General features: G+C 35.2%; 15 protein-coding genes. 6 read left to right on the top strand and 9 right to left on the bottom strand.

Annotated features, from left to right (window positions below; translation table 11 throughout):
• Positions 1–26: 26 nt before the first annotated feature.
• The 5 genes from SIB53_RS04875 to SIB53_RS04895 all read right to left on the bottom strand — a co-directional run bounded on the left by SIB53_RS04875 (position 27) and on the right by SIB53_RS04895 (position 5,442).
• Positions 27–629 carry an NADH-quinone oxidoreductase subunit J gene (locus SIB53_RS04875; protein WP_413679068.1) on the bottom strand — a complete coding sequence of 201 codons (603 nt, stop codon included), beginning with the start codon at positions 627–629 and terminating at the stop codon, positions 27–29.
• Positions 629–1,282, bottom strand: a complete 654-nt coding sequence (gene ndhI, locus SIB53_RS04880) for an NAD(P)H-quinone oxidoreductase subunit I (protein ID WP_413679069.1) — start codon at positions 1,280–1,282, stop codon at positions 629–631. The genes SIB53_RS04875 and ndhI overlap by 1 nt, the downstream gene beginning before the upstream one ends.
• Before the next feature lie 109 nt (positions 1,283–1,391).
• Complete coding sequence (gene nuoH / locus SIB53_RS04885) at positions 1,392–2,510, bottom strand: NADH-quinone oxidoreductase subunit NuoH (RefSeq protein WP_072013361.1); 1,119 nt, start codon at positions 2,508–2,510, stop codon at positions 1,392–1,394.
• A 74-nt stretch (positions 2,511–2,584) separates the two neighbouring features.
• The gene (locus SIB53_RS04890) at positions 2,585–3,712 is read right to left on the bottom strand and encodes a citrate synthase (RefSeq protein WP_413679070.1); all 1,128 of its coding nucleotides are present in this window, start codon (positions 3,710–3,712) and stop codon (positions 2,585–2,587) included.
• Between the two features lie 140 nt (positions 3,713–3,852).
• Complete coding sequence (locus SIB53_RS04895) at positions 3,853–5,442, bottom strand: DUF3352 domain-containing protein (RefSeq protein WP_413679071.1); 1,590 nt, start codon at positions 5,440–5,442, stop codon at positions 3,853–3,855.
• A 76-nt stretch (positions 5,443–5,518) separates the two neighbouring features.
• Here SIB53_RS04895 and SIB53_RS04900 point away from each other — a divergent pair, with 76 nt between their 5' ends.
• On the top strand, positions 5,519–5,875 hold the full coding sequence (locus SIB53_RS04900; protein WP_413679072.1) for a rhodanese-like domain-containing protein: 357 nt from the start codon (positions 5,519–5,521) through the stop codon (positions 5,873–5,875).
• A 12-nt stretch (positions 5,876–5,887) separates the two neighbouring features.
• On the opposite strand, the gene trpB is transcribed toward SIB53_RS04900, so the two are convergent.
• Positions 5,888–7,141: a tryptophan synthase subunit beta gene (trpB, locus tag SIB53_RS04905; protein ID WP_413679073.1), complete on the bottom strand. Its 1,254-nt coding sequence runs from the start codon at positions 7,139–7,141 to the stop codon at positions 5,888–5,890.
• Between the two features lie 40 nt (positions 7,142–7,181).
• Here trpB and SIB53_RS04910 point away from each other — a divergent pair, with 40 nt between their 5' ends.
• Entirely contained in the window at positions 7,182–7,505 is a 324-nt protein-coding gene (locus SIB53_RS04910; RefSeq protein WP_413679074.1) for a translation initiation factor, read from the top strand.
• Between the two features lie 52 nt (positions 7,506–7,557).
• Positions 7,558–8,193 carry an adenylyl-sulfate kinase gene (gene cysC, locus SIB53_RS04915; RefSeq protein ID WP_413679075.1) on the top strand — a complete coding sequence of 212 codons (636 nt, stop codon included), beginning with the start codon at positions 7,558–7,560 and terminating at the stop codon, positions 8,191–8,193.
• A gap of 24 nt (positions 8,194–8,217) precedes the next feature.
• Here cysC and purE read toward each other — a convergent pair whose 3' ends face one another.
• Positions 8,218–8,757, bottom strand: a complete 540-nt coding sequence (gene purE / locus SIB53_RS04920; RefSeq protein ID WP_413679076.1) for a 5-(carboxyamino)imidazole ribonucleotide mutase — start codon at positions 8,755–8,757, stop codon at positions 8,218–8,220.
• 79 nt (positions 8,758–8,836) lie between these two features.
• Here purE and SIB53_RS04925 point away from each other — a divergent pair, with 79 nt between their 5' ends.
• Together SIB53_RS04925 and bchM are read left to right on the top strand one after the other, a co-directional pair.
• Complete coding sequence (locus SIB53_RS04925; RefSeq protein ID WP_413679077.1) at positions 8,837–9,997, top strand: N-acetylglucosamine-6-phosphate deacetylase; 1,161 nt, start codon at positions 8,837–8,839, stop codon at positions 9,995–9,997.
• Positions 9,998–10,025: 28 nt separating this feature from the next.
• Positions 10,026–10,727: a magnesium protoporphyrin IX methyltransferase gene (gene bchM, locus SIB53_RS04930; protein ID WP_413679078.1), complete on the top strand. Its 702-nt coding sequence runs from the start codon at positions 10,026–10,028 to the stop codon at positions 10,725–10,727.
• A gap of 32 nt (positions 10,728–10,759) precedes the next feature.
• On the opposite strand, the gene SIB53_RS04935 is transcribed toward bchM, so the two are convergent.
• Positions 10,760–11,488: a response regulator transcription factor gene (locus SIB53_RS04935; protein WP_413679079.1), complete on the bottom strand. Its 729-nt coding sequence runs from the start codon at positions 11,486–11,488 to the stop codon at positions 10,760–10,762.
• A gap of 77 nt (positions 11,489–11,565) precedes the next feature.
• Here SIB53_RS04935 and SIB53_RS04940 point away from each other — a divergent pair, with 77 nt between their 5' ends.
• Positions 11,566–12,714 (top strand): cysteine desulfurase family protein, encoded by a 1,149-nt coding sequence (locus SIB53_RS04940; protein WP_413679080.1) that lies wholly within the window; start codon positions 11,566–11,568, stop codon positions 12,712–12,714.
• Positions 12,715–12,721: 7 nt separating this feature from the next.
• On the opposite strand, the gene rsmH is transcribed toward SIB53_RS04940, so the two are convergent.
• A complete protein-coding gene (gene rsmH / locus SIB53_RS04945; RefSeq protein ID WP_413679081.1) occupies positions 12,722–13,636 on the bottom strand; it encodes a 16S rRNA (cytosine(1402)-N(4))-methyltransferase RsmH in 915 nt (304 codons plus the stop codon).
• Positions 13,637–13,648: the final 12 nt, after the last annotated feature.

The raw sequence follows: 13,648 nt of genomic DNA on the forward strand, positions 1-13,648 counted from the left end.
AGTAGAATTTATATGTATAATTAAATTCATTTTAAACTATTTTCGGAAAGAAGAGGAATTTTCTTATCACTTAAGGACTTTTGATTCTTTAAATCATTTATAACATCTGTTGGAATTGATACTTCTCTTCTTGCTAATACAATAGCTCCAATCATAGCCATTAATAATAGAATAGAAGCAAGCTCAAAAGGTAATAAATAATCTGTGAAAAGATGTTCACCAATTCTTTCAGTTGCTTCTTCACCAATAGAGGTTGGTCCAGGTAAGTTCCATTGAGTGGTAACGCTAACTCGTAGTAATAAAATTAATAATCCACCACAAATACCACCAGATATTAATTTTCTAGTTTTAAGACCTTCAATGGGCTTTAACTTTTCTTTATTATTAACCAACATTATTGCAAATAATATCAAAACATTCACAGCTCCTACATATACAAGAATTTGAGCTGCAGCGACAAAACTAGCATTTAGTAAAAGATATAAACCTGCTACAGCCATAAATACTCCACCTAATAAAAATGCCGAGTAAACAATATTTTCTAATAAAACAACTGCCAAACTTCCAGAAACTATGACAGCACTAAGAATTAAAAAGCAAATTAATTCTGTTGAATAAGCGATATTCATTAATTAGTAGAATTTAATTTACTTGAAACCATATCGGACGAATTTTTCTTATCTTCTTTTTTTGATTTCTCTGCATGTAGTTCTTGTATAACTTGACTTGGAAGTTTACCAGCTCTTTTTTGGTTCACAGGTAATTCATGAGGGTCCATAATGCCCTCGGGTAAATAAGCTAATTCTCTTAAAGGACGAACTGAGGGATCTGAAGTGACACTTGTTGGTAGTCTTCCTAGAGCAACATTATCGTAGTTAAGGCTATGTCTATCAAATGCAGCTAGTTCATATTCTTCTGTCATTGATAAGCAATTTGTAGGGCAATATTCAACACAATTTCCACAAAAAATACATGCACCAAAGTCAATAGAATAATTTCTTAATTCTTTTTTCTTGGTTTCTTTATTCATTACCCAATCAACAACTGGAAGATTAATTGGGCATACCCTTACGCAGACCTCACAAGCAATACACTTGTCAAATTCATAATGAATTCTTCCTCTATAACGCTCAGAGGGAATTAGCTTTTCGTAAGGATATTGAACCGTTACAGGCCTTCGGCGCATGTGGTCAAACGTAACGCCTAGCCCATCAAGTAAATACTTCGCTGCACTAACTGCTTCTTTAGTGTAGTCGGCAACTTTTTCAAGGAAACCAAGCATATTGAATTTGCTGCCGGTGGCCTTTTTTTACAATAGTCATTATACAGTTTTTTTCAAGTAAATGTAGGTACTTTTACTTAAAAAAATTAGTGATTGTGTTGCTTTTCTTTTATCCGCCAAATGTCATAGGAAATGCCAATTTAAGTGAAGCAGTTACAAGTAAATTGACCAACGAAATAGGTAAAAGAAACTTCCATCCTAAATCAAGTAGTTGATCAATCCGAACTCTTGGAGTAGTCCATCTCAATAAGATTGCTAAAAAAACAAGTAAATAAGCCTTAAGTATTGTCATAACAATTCCAAGAGATGCAGCAATAATTTGAACTAATGGGTTATCAATTGAAAGACCTATCAAAGATGAAAACCAATCAATTGAGATTGGAAAACCCCATCCTCCTAAGTAAAGAACCGAGACAAGTAAAGCAGATAAAACAAGATTTATATATCCAGCCAAGTAAAAAAGAGCAAATTTCATACCTGCATATTCAGTTTGATAACCAGCTACAAGTTCCTCCTCTGCCTCCGGTAAATCAAAAGGTAGTCTCTCGCATTCAGCTAATGCACAAATCCAAAAAATAATAAAACCTACAGGTTGTCGCCATATATTCCAGCTAAGAAAACCAGCAGTATTTTGTTGTTCAACTATATCAACAGTACTCAATGAATTGCTCATCATAACTATTGCTAAAACCGCTAGAGCTAGTGGAATTTCATAACTAATTGATTGAGCGGCAGCTCTAAGCCCACCTAGCAAAGAATATTTATTATTAGAAGAATAGCCACTCATTAATAGGCCAATAGGTTGGATACTGCTAAGGGCTATCCACAAGAAAATTCCAATACCAACATTGCTAATTAAAAGATTTTGTCCGAATGGAACAATTAACCAAGATAAAATTACAGGAACTAAAACTAATATTGGACCAACTGTGAAAAGCACACTGTCTGCTCTTGCTGGGATGATGTCTTCTTTGACTAAAAGTTTTAACCCATCTGCCATGGGCTGAAGAATACCAAGTGCACCTGCATATTCAGGCCCAATTCTTTGTTGAGCTGCTGCAGAAATTTTTCGTTCAAGCCAAACTGTTACCAATACACCAATAACAGCCGACACCAATACTAAAAGCATCGGGAGAGGAATCCATAAAAGATGTGCTAATTCATGAGATAAACCAAGGTTTTGAACACCTTGGGTAAAACTCATTTCAAGGTCTATACCTGAATTCACTTCTGATATTTAATCTATTTACAAGGTTAGTGTAATTTTGAATTAATTTAAATTCGAGAAAAATAAATCTCAAATTATCTTCTATTAAGGGGCTGCCAATTTCTGATTTTTTCTCCTTCATATATTTGTGATGGTCTAAAAATTCTATTTGCACCAAGTTGCTCTCTCCAGTGAGCCAACCAACCAGCAACTCTGGAAATCGCAAAAACTGGTGTAAACAAATCTCGAGGAATACCAAGCTTTCGATAAACAAGTCCAGAATAAAAGTCAACATTTGGGAATATACCTTTTGGCCCCAGTCTGGAAATAGCCTCTTCTTCCAGTGCTTTGGCTACTTCATACATTTCATCTTTACCAAATGCCGAGAAAAGTTCCTCTGCGAAGGCTTGTAAAATTGTTGCCCTAGGGTCTTTGACACGATACTCCCTGTGCCCAAAGCCCATAATTTTCCTTTTCTTTGCAATCGCATTATTGAGAAATAAAGATGCTTTATCAGGACTTCCAATTTCTTCTAGCATTGCTATGACATCTTCGTTGGCCCCTCCATGAAGAGGGCCAGCCAATGTCCCAACGGCAGATGCTACGACAGCATAAGGATCAGTTAGTGTGCTAGCAGTTACTCTTGCGCTAAACGTACTCGCATTGAGACTGTGCTCGGCATGAAGAATTAAACATCTGTCGAAGACTCTTGCTGCAAGAGGATTTGGTGCCCTCTCGGTTAGCATATAAAGAAAATTGGAGGAATACGGTAAATCATCTTGGGGTTGAATTGGATCATCTCCTTTTCTTATTTGCTCGAAAGCAGCAACCATAGTTGGGATTTTTGCAATCAACCTGACTACTGCGTCGTAGATATACTTCGGATCATCAATTGCTCTTCGAGAATAAAAGAGGCCCAGAGATGCAGCACTTGCTTGCAGAGCATCCATGGGATGTCCAGATTCTGGAAAACACTTGAGCATATCTCTAATCCGAAAGCTCACTCGTCTATGCATTTGAACGTCCTCTTCAAATTTTTGAAGCTCACTTTTAGTAGGAAGTTCTCCCCATATCAAAAGAAATGCGGTTTCTAAAAAACTACTTTTTTGGGCTAGCTCAGATATTGGATAACCTCTGTAGTTCAGCTTTCCTTCTGTTCCATTTATTTCACATATCCCTGAGTTGGTTACTGGAACCCCTTCCAAGCCTGGCTTTAAAACCAAATTGGTTGTCTTTTGTTCGTTATCTATGGCTTTAGCTCCTGCAAAATAATTTTTTTGTCCAATTGGAAAAAATAATTTTCAACTTGACTTTACTCTATAGAATTAACCTATGTAATTAATATAGCACTTTAAACTTTTTATTAACTTGTTTTTAAGTTGATTTTAACTTTAATGAAGTCTGGATAATTTATTGTAGGGACGGCAATAGATATATCAATATTATGAGGAGGAGTTAGTTTGTTTCCTAACATAGTTTTAAATAAGATATATGGGTAGAAATTATTTAAAACTGTCTTAGTTTTTTCTCTCCCTAAATGTATTTTAAGGACATCATCAAAATCATTAACTTCATCTGTATTCTGTTCATTATCTGAATAGTATTGTAAGTAATTTGTATTATCAAAATTTGAAATAGAAGATAAGTTTTTACTCCAAATATAAGTCTCTTCATCTTCTTCAATAATTGCCTCAACATTTTCTTTCAGTTCATATTTTTCAGTTTGAGATGTACTTATCTTTGACCAAACTTCTAGCTTTCTATTGTTAAAATCTATATTTGAACTTAGGAAGTTCTCTTTTTTTAAAATATTGCTTATTTCTGTTTTGTTCGTATCAGATTTCCTAGTCAAAACTAACCAGTCTTTATCATTTATCCAAATCATATTTCCTTTAGAGTTTTCAAGAATTATTTGGAAAAGTTTAGAATAATCTGAAGTCGTTGATTTTTGAATAAGAGATGCGATAAGCTTTTGATATGGATGGCTAGCATCTTTACTTAAATATTGCTTGGGATTGTCAACTAATATGAAATCTTGGGAAGATTCAGATTCTTTTTTGAGATCAATTAAATTATAATTAATATCTTTGACTGGCATTTTAGTTTTAATGTCATATGATATTATTCCTTCTAGATTTAATTTACTTTTATCTAGACTTATAGAAGATATAAGATTATCAATCTCATTTGAGTCAAATAAATCTTCTTCTTGACCTATTAGATTTAAAATTTTCTTTGGAGACATTTCTAATAATAATAGACCGTCTTTAAGATTATCCTTTAATTGAATATTCTTATACTTATTTTTTGTATTTAATATATTTCTATCTGATTTATCTATTGACGATTTTATGATTTTTGGATTGGATGCTATTAAAAGATTATCGTTTTCATTCGCAAAATAAATTGAGTTATTTGAATTAATTTTTTTTGAAATTATTTCTGTTTTAGAGTTGTTTATTCTATTGCTTGGTTTAATGTTTTCATCAACAATTGTTGAGCCTATAATAGATTCTAATTCTGCTCCAATATTTACATCTTCTTTGATTGCTAAGACCATCATCCAATCATTTAGAGCTTGGGTATTTGAATCAAATATTGCAAAGCTCCCATAATCTCCTACCCATTTTGAGATGTCTTTTGCAAAATCAAGACTAATTAATTTAAAAGAAGAATCTCTAATAAAACTTATTTTTTTATTTATAGTATTTTTGCTAGATTTGTCTTGATAACTTTCTATGTAGTTTGGAAGTATAGCTGGATTTATTTTCCAATGAAAAATGAGATCAGCATTTGGTTCTATATATTTCGACGAAACTGGAGCATGAAATGATTGTTCATTAAACTTAGGGATTTGCTTTAGTTTCTTATTATGCCAGCTCATAAATATCAATGTCACAATTGATAAAATCACTATTCCTGATATTAAAAAATAGGATAGACGTGATTTCATTTTTTATTATTTGAGCATTTGTATACTTTTTGAGTTTTGATAACAGAAAGCTTAATTTTTACTTAGAATATTAAATATGAACCAAAATATTCCTTTAAATATATCTCCAAAAGAGTTAAATGAAATCTTAGAAGATGATTCTTCTGACAAACCATTCATAGTAGATGTTAGGGAGGATAATGAAATTGCTATTGCTTCATTTTCATTTTCAGTATTACATCTTCCTTTGAGTAAAGCTGCAAACTGGTCAGTCCAAATAGGTGAACTGTTACCGAAAGATCAGCCTGTTGTCGTTGTCTGCCATGCGGGTGTAAGAAGTCTAAATTTTGGTATTTGGCTTTTGGAGCAAGGAATAACTAAAAGTGTTTGGAATCTTGTCGGGGGAATAGATGCTTGGAGTACTGATGTTGATCAATCTATTCCAAGGTACTAGTAGGTTTTTACTTTATATTGTTGATCCTAGTTTTTCAGCAACTGTATTCACATCTTTGTCTCCTCTACCGGAGCAGTTAATGACAATTTCTGAATTTCGATTGAGAGTTGGGCAAAGTTTTTCTAGATAGGCAAATGCATGAGCAGTCTCGAGCGCAGGAATAATACCTTCCAGTTTACTAACTAATTGCAGAGCCTCTATGGCTTCAGTGTCAGTAACAGCTGCATATTCAGCACGACCAATTTCTTTGAAGTAACTATGTTCCGGTCCAACTCCTGGATAATCAAGACCTGCGCTAATGGAATGAGCCTCCTCAACTTGCCCATCTTTGTCTTGTAGCAAGAGACTCATTGCTCCATGAAGAACTCCTATCCTACCTTCGGTAATTGTCGCAGCATGTCGACCAGTTTCGACTCCATCTCCAGCAGCTTCAACCCCAATCATTCGCACACTTTTGTCTTCGACAAAAGAATGGAATAAACCCATTGCATTCGATCCTCCACCAACACAAGCTAAAAGAACATCGGGAGACCTCCCAAAAGCTTGTTTACATTGTTGCTTTGTTTCTTCTCCAATAACTGCGTGAAAATCTCTGACCAACATTGGATATGGATGTGGCCCCGCAACTGAACCGAGAATATAATGTGTTGTTTCAACATTAGTAACCCAATCTCGAATAGCTTCGCTTGTTGCATCTTTGAGTGTCGCAGTTCCACTTATTACTGGCCTCACTGAGGCTCCCAGCAATTGCATTCGGAATACGTTTAAGGCTTGTCTTCGCATATCTTCTTTTCCCATATAGATAATGCATTCCAATCCAAAACGAGCGCAGACTGTCGCAGTTGCAACACCATGCTGACCAGCTCCAGTCTCAGCAATAATTCTTTTTTTTCCCATCCTTATCGCAAGAAGAGCTTGCCCAAGTGCATTATTTATTTTGTGAGCACCTGTGTGATTCAAGTCTTCTCTTTTAAGCCAAATCCGTGCTCCTTTTAATATATTTTTTCTGTAATGTTCAGTTAATCTTGTAGCTTCATATAGAGGCGTGGATCTTCCTACGTAAGTTTTTAGTAAATGATTCAGTTCTGAATTGAATGAAGAATCTTTCCATGCTTCTTTAGCAGCTTGCTCTAATTCATTAAGAGCAGGGATTAAAGTTTCAGGAACATATTGCCCCCCGTACTTACCAAATCGACCAAGAGCATTTGGCCTTATTAATGGAGATAAATCCGAATCTTTAAATTGTGTTGGGAGTGTACCTGTCACCTTAGATTAAGAAAATAGTTGCCAGCCAAAACACAAGAAAATGTCCAAAGGTGGCTGGAGTGAATTTAATGATCCTCTTAAGACAATAGAGAATGACACTCAAAATAGTGTTACTCCTAAAGGAAAGCGACAAGTTCGTCTTGAAAGAACTCGATCTGGAAAGAAAGGGAAAATGGTTACTGTTATTAAAGGACTGGAATTAAAGCCAGTAGAGGCAAAAAAAATTCTTAAGAATTTAAAAATAGCCTGCGGAACAGGGGGAGCTTTGAAAGGCGATTTTTTAGAGTTACAAGGAGATCAAATATCAAAAGCTCAAGAATTTCTTTTTAAGGAGGGTTTTAGTCCAAAACAGAGTGGAGGTTAGGACTAAACTGTGTAGATCAACATGGAGAATAGTAAACGATTAGTCTGAATTCATGGAACAAAAATCTCAAAGTCCTCTATCAAAGGCCACCAATATAGTTTGGCATCAATCTTCAGTTAATAGAGAAGCTAGATCTCAGCAAAGAGGACATAACAGTGCCATACTTTGGTTTACAGGTCTATCTGGTTCAGGGAAAAGCACTCTAGCCAATGCAGTAAATGTAGCTCTACACAAAAATGGTTATTCAACTTATGTTTTAGATGGTGACAATATTAGACATGGTTTATGCAAAGACTTAGGCTTTTCTGAAATTGATAGAGAAGAAAATATTAGAAGAATTGGTGAAGTTTCTAAATTGTTTCTTGACGCTGGAATAATTGTTTTAACTGCATTCGTATCACCATTTAGAGCCGATCGCGATAATGCAAGATCATTAGTTGGAGAAAATGATTTTATAGAAATATATTGTTCAGCTGATTTAGGGGTTTGTGAAACAAGAGATACAAAAGGACTTTATGCCAAGGCAAGAAATGGAGACATCAAAGATTTCACTGGGATCTCAAGTCCTTATGAAGATCCTCAGTCTCCAGAATTGAAAATTGATACTGGCAATCTAGAGATTGATAAATGTGTAGATATAGTTACTAACTTGCTTGTGAAGAAAAAGATTATTTCAGAAATTTCTTAGTAAATTTAGTCATGAATTTCACGTTCATGACATTTGTTCTAGATATTTTTTAGCTCCAATCTCTTTAAGTCTTTGATCTTTTTTTACGACAAGGTCGTGAAGCTCAGATCTGTAGATTTTTAATTTGTTTGTTAATTCAGTATTGCTAACTGCCAAAATTTGAGTAGCTAAAAGGCCAGCATTTAGGCCTCCTGCAATGGCAACCGTTGCTACTGGGATGCCTGAGGGCATTTGTAATATTGAATACATAGAATCTATTCCTGAAAGCGCCTTGCTTTTGACGGGAACTCCTATTACTGGAAGGGTCGTAAGCGATGCGATCATTCCAGGTAAATGAGCAGCCCCTCCAGCCCCCGCGATTATGACTCCAAAACCATTTGATTCTGCCATTTGAGCAAAATCCATCATTTCTTTTGGAGTTCTATGAGCAGATAAGATCCTTACTTCATAAGATATGCCAAATTGATCTAGAATTGCAACCGCAGGCTGAAGAGTTTTAAGATCTGAATCACTACCCATTACTACTGCCACTTCCTTAAATGTATTAGCTTCGGTTAAAGACAATTCTCAATTTTATAAATCTCATTCTTAATAATGCCAATTATTTATGAATCCTGCATTAATTATTTTTAGTTTTTAAGAAATGAGAAAAATTTTAAACATTAAATTACCTCAACCAGATAAAAGCGAAGATGAAAATACTTTATTCTCATTGGTTTTAGATGAACATGGAATTATTCTCTCGATTGATAAAAGTTCCAATAGAAAATCAATTTATGACGAAGATTGGTGTGGTGATTGGCTAAGTCCAAGAGCGATTGATCTTCAAATAAATGGAGGTTTAGGGATCTCATTTACAGATTTAACTTTTAATAAAATACCTAAATTATTAACATTGCTTGATCGACTTTGGCTTGATGGAGTGGAAGGAATTTGTCCAACTTTTGTTAGTTGTTCTCTAGATCAATTCCAATTAGGAATGAAGGTCTTAAAGGAAGCTAAAAAACATACTTCGAAAAATAGATGTCGACTTCTTGGTGCTCATATGGAAGGACCTTTTTTATGCGAATCATATTCTGGAGCACATGATATGGAAAGTATTTGTAAGCCAAGTATTTCTGCTTTAAATAAGAGAATAAAGGGATTTGAAGACGACATAGCATTAATGACATTGGCTCCAGAATTAAAAGGTTCTTTTGATGTCATTTCTCGTCTAAGAGAATTAAATATCGTGGTCTCACTGGGACATTCTTCAGCTGATTTTGATTCGGCGATGAATGCTTTTAATAATGGAGTGACCATGGTTACACATACTTTTAATGCAATGAAAGGTTTACATCATCGAGCTATTGGTCCTATTGGAGCGGCTTCAAGAAGAGAGGATATCTTCCTAGGACTGATTGCTGATGGTGTTCATGTTCATGCAGATATGATTAGGCTTTTAAAGATACTTGCACCAAAGCAAATTGTCTTAGTTAGTGATGCAATATCAGCTTATGGTTTAGGAGATGGATCGTTTAATTGGGACAAACGTTTGATAACAGTAGAAAATGGTTTATGCAGACTTCCCAATGAAACAATTGCAGGATCCACTTTGCCTTTACTAGATGCATGCAAAAAAATAGCTAAATGGATTGATGATCCTTCTGCTGCTATTTGGATGGGAACACTTGCTCCACGCATGGTATTAAGTCAGAACAAAATAACTTCAAAATCTTTTTTTATTGGAAAAAATATTCAGTCTTTACTTCGTTGGAAAATGAATTCTTGTAATCAACAGTTGTCTTGGCATTTGGCTGCGTAAGATTGGTAAGAGGTAATTATCTGATTAAATGACAACGCAAATTGAGAACAACGAAAAGGCGGAAGTCACGGAATATTTTAATGGGACTGGGTTTGATAGATGGAATCGAATATATAGCGAAAGTGATGATGTAAATAAAGTGCAAAAAAATATAAGGATAGGTCACCAAAAAACAGTTGATGATGTAATTAGTTGGTTGAAAGAGTATGACGATATCAAGGACAAAAGTTTCTGTGATGCTGGTTGTGGTGTTGGTAGTTTAAGTATTCCATTGGCAAAATTGGGTGCTAAATCGATTCATTTAAGTGATATTTCTGAAGCGATGATAAATGAGACAAAAAACAGGGCCAAGGAAGCAGGTTTGGACTTAAATAAGTTGAATTTTCGAACATCTGATTTAGAGAATTTAAAAGGTACATTTAATACAGTGATTTGCCTAGATGTTTTCATTCACTACCCTCAAGATGAGGCTGAGACAATGGTGAAACATCTCTGTCAATTATCTGATGAGAGATTAATTGTTAGCTTTGCTCCCTATACTCCTTTACTAGCCATTTTGAAAGGTATTGGTCAATTATTCCCTGGACCAAGTAAAACTACTCGGGCCTATACATTAAGGGAGACTGGAATTATCGAAGCCGCGAAGCAATCTGGTTTTAAAGTGGTCAAAAGCAAGTTGAATCAAGCTCCATTCTATTTCTCGAAGTTAATAGAATTTGTGAAATCCTAGAGAACTAAAATTCATATTTTTCAAAAATAAATTTAGGTAACTAAATGATTTTCAAGTGCATATCTAACTAATTCTGTTCTACTAGAAGTACCGGTTTTAATAAATAATCGACTCACATATTTCTCTACATTGCGGATAGAAGTCTCAAGTTGTCTTGCAATTTCTTTGTTCATTAAACCTTCCGCTACTAGTTGCAAAACGCTTGCCTCTCTTGGGGTGAAATTAGGAATAGAATCATCTTTCCGTGAGTTATTTTTATCCCCATGGCTAAGCATTGATTTGATTTCTGTAATCTGTTTTGCCATTTGTCCAACATCAGCATTCGCAAATCTGGCTGCTTCAGTTAATAATCGCTCTTGCCGCTGAACTACATTCTTAACTCTTGCCACTAGCTCATCGGGATCAAATGGTTTTGGCATGTAGTCGTCTACACCTGCTTGATACCCTTGAGTTCTATCAGCAGTCATACCCTTAGCAGTAAGGAAAATGACAGGTGTACCTCCAAGTCTTTCATCTTCTCTGATTTTTTTTAAAAGCCCATAACCATCACATCTAGGCATCATAACGTCACTGATAATTACATCAGGAATCATTTTTTGAGCTTTTTCCCATCCCTCTTCTCCATCTACAGCGGTTGTAACTTGAAATCCTTCATCTTCAAGATAAGCCTGAACAGCAGTTCTTAAACCAGGCTCGTCATCGACAAGTAATATCCTTGGGGTCTGAGAAACTTCTTTTGTTGATGGATTTGGGTCACTCATAAAAATTGGACTTCTAGAGTTTTAAAAATGATATTAACCTTTATTCCTCTCTATTATTTAGCTTAACGAATGAATCAATGGATAATAATCATCTGGTTTTTGATTTTCAGTCCTCAACACCATGTTGTACGAAGGTCGTTGAGGAGATGGCTCCTTATTGGAATGAGTTGTGGGGTAATCCCTCTAATACTAATAATCGATCCGGTGTTTTTGCTTCAGCTGCCGTAGAAGTATCTCGTGAAAAAATAGCTTCATATTTGAATATCGAGCCTAAAAGATTAATTTTCACGAGTGGGGCAACAGAAGCAAATAATTTGGGTTTAGTTGGACATGCAAGAGCTAAAGCACAACTTATTGGAAAACCTGGACACATAATTACCGTCTCAACTGAACATCATGCAGTCCTTGATCCGCTTAGGCAGCTTCAAAAAGAAGGGTTCCGTTTGTCAGAATTACAACCAAAGAAAGATGGTTTAATCAATATTCAAAAACTTTATGAAGCTGTTGAAAAAGATACTTTTTTGGTTAGTGTTATGGCTGCAAATAATGAGATAGGGGTTTTGCAGCCTATTGCTGAAATTGGGTCTTTTTGTAAGAGAAAGGGAATCACTTTTCACACTGATGCTGCTCAAGCCTTCGGATACTTAGATTTAGATCCTGATAAATTTCGCATTGATTTGATGAGCTTGAGTGCTCACAAAATCTATGGCCCTAAAGGTATTGGGGCTTTGGTGATTAGGGAAGGAATCCCTCTTGAACCATCTCAATATGGAGGAGGTCAGGAGCTTGGATTAAGATCTGGCACGCTCCCTGTCCCTTTAATTGTTGGTTTTGCAAAGGCAGTTGAAATAACAAAAAATGATCAGGATGAAAGAAATAAGAGACTTTTATTTTTTAGAAACTTATTGTTGAGAGGATTAAAAAAGAATATTTCTGGATTGATTGTTAATGGATCTATTGATCAAAGATTGCCTCATAATCTCAATATCACTTTCCCTGGTCTGAAGGGAAGTCAATTGCATGGTCAATTAAGAAGGTTTATTTTTTGTACTAGTGGTTCAGCTTGCAGTAATGGTGAAGCTTCTCATGTTCTTAAGGAGATAGGGCTCTGCAAAAAAGACGCTGAAGCATCAATAAGGATGAGTATTGGGAGAAATACTAGTGAGAAAGATATCAAAGAGGCTATTGAGATTATTACAAATATAGTGATTAATCTTAGAAAATAAGTGAAGTCTATTTTAAGTATTTCTTTGCAGAAATTCTTAACTTTGCACTTTTACTTCTTGGATTTAATTCTATCTCTTGAGGGCTTGCTCTCAAGGGCTTTTTAGATAGTACTTTTAATCTATTGTCAGTTTTAAAGCTGGATTTTACTCTTCTATCTTCTAGTGAATGAAAACTCATTACCATCAATATTCCATTCTCTAACAACCAGTTTGGAGCTTTTTCTAATAAGCTATCCAGCGATTCCAATTCATTATTAACAGCTATCCTTAAAGCCTGAAAAGTTCTAGTTGAAGGATGAATTCTGCCATGTCTTTGCTTGGGTGGAAAACAACCAGCAATTGCATAAGACAGAGCTTGAGTTCCACTGTATGCTCCATTTTCTGCAAGATCATTTTTAATTTTGCTTGCAATACGTCTAGAACGTTTTTCTTCTCCTAAGTTGTATATTAAATCTGCTAAATCCTTTTCAGATAGTGTGTCAATAAGTTCGGCTGCACTTAGACCTTTTTCAGGATTCATTCTCATATCTACCGGACCATCTAAACGAAAGCTGAAACCTCGTGAAGGTTCATCAAGTTGATGACTACTCACTCCAAGATCCGCCAAGACGCAAATGGCTTGTTCGTTAAGTGAAAAGTCTGCGAAGTTCGTAGAGATTATTTCTATTCTTTTTCCGAACTGTATTAATCTTTTTGATGCTGCTTCTCTAGCCAGTGGATCTTGATCAAGCCCAATAATTTTGATTCCTGGGAAATTCTCTAGTATTTGAGCTGAATGCCCCCCTCCTCCAATGGTGGCATCAATAATTAATCCTTGTTTTGTTAATTCACTTGGTAATTCCTTGAGTGACTGAATTATTTCTTTCCCCATTATTGGGACATGATGAAAGTTAGAACTTGAACTAATTGGCCCTTCTTTCATAAGTTTTCACTA

Origin of the sequence: Prochlorococcus sp. MIT 0916 (genome assembly GCF_047305155.1) — a bacterium.
Classification (GTDB): domain Bacteria; phylum Cyanobacteriota; class Cyanobacteriia; order PCC-6307; family Cyanobiaceae; genus Prochlorococcus_B.

Bases quoted from the DNA above. Each gene is read 5' to 3' on its own strand.
- SIB53_RS04935 (WP_413679079.1), bottom strand. From the start codon at position 11,488: ATGAGTGACCCAAATCCATCAACAAAAGAAGTTTCTCAGACCCCAAGG.
- rsmH (WP_413679081.1), bottom strand. From the start codon at position 13,636: ATGAAAGAAGGGCCAATTAGTTCAAGTTCTAACTTTCATCATGTCCCA.
- SIB53_RS04900 (WP_413679072.1), top strand. From the start codon at position 5,519: ATGAACCAAAATATTCCTTTAAATATATCTCCAAAAGAGTTAAATGAA.
- SIB53_RS04940 (WP_413679080.1), top strand. From the start codon at position 11,566: ATGGATAATAATCATCTGGTTTTTGATTTTCAGTCCTCAACACCATGT.
- bchM (WP_413679078.1), top strand. From the start codon at position 10,026: ATGACAACGCAAATTGAGAACAACGAAAAGGCGGAAGTCACGGAATAT.
- SIB53_RS04875 (WP_413679068.1), bottom strand. From the start codon at position 629: ATGAATATCGCTTATTCAACAGAATTAATTTGCTTTTTAATTCTTAGT.
- SIB53_RS04895 (WP_413679071.1), bottom strand. From the start codon at position 5,442: ATGAAATCACGTCTATCCTATTTTTTAATATCAGGAATAGTGATTTTA.
- ndhI (WP_413679069.1), bottom strand. From the start codon at position 1,282: ATGCTTGGTTTCCTTGAAAAAGTTGCCGACTACACTAAAGAAGCAGTT.
- SIB53_RS04925 (WP_413679077.1), top strand. From the start codon at position 8,837: ATGAGAAAAATTTTAAACATTAAATTACCTCAACCAGATAAAAGCGAA.
- SIB53_RS04910 (WP_413679074.1), top strand. From the start codon at position 7,182: ATGTCCAAAGGTGGCTGGAGTGAATTTAATGATCCTCTTAAGACAATA.
- cysC (WP_413679075.1), top strand. From the start codon at position 7,558: ATGGAACAAAAATCTCAAAGTCCTCTATCAAAGGCCACCAATATAGTT.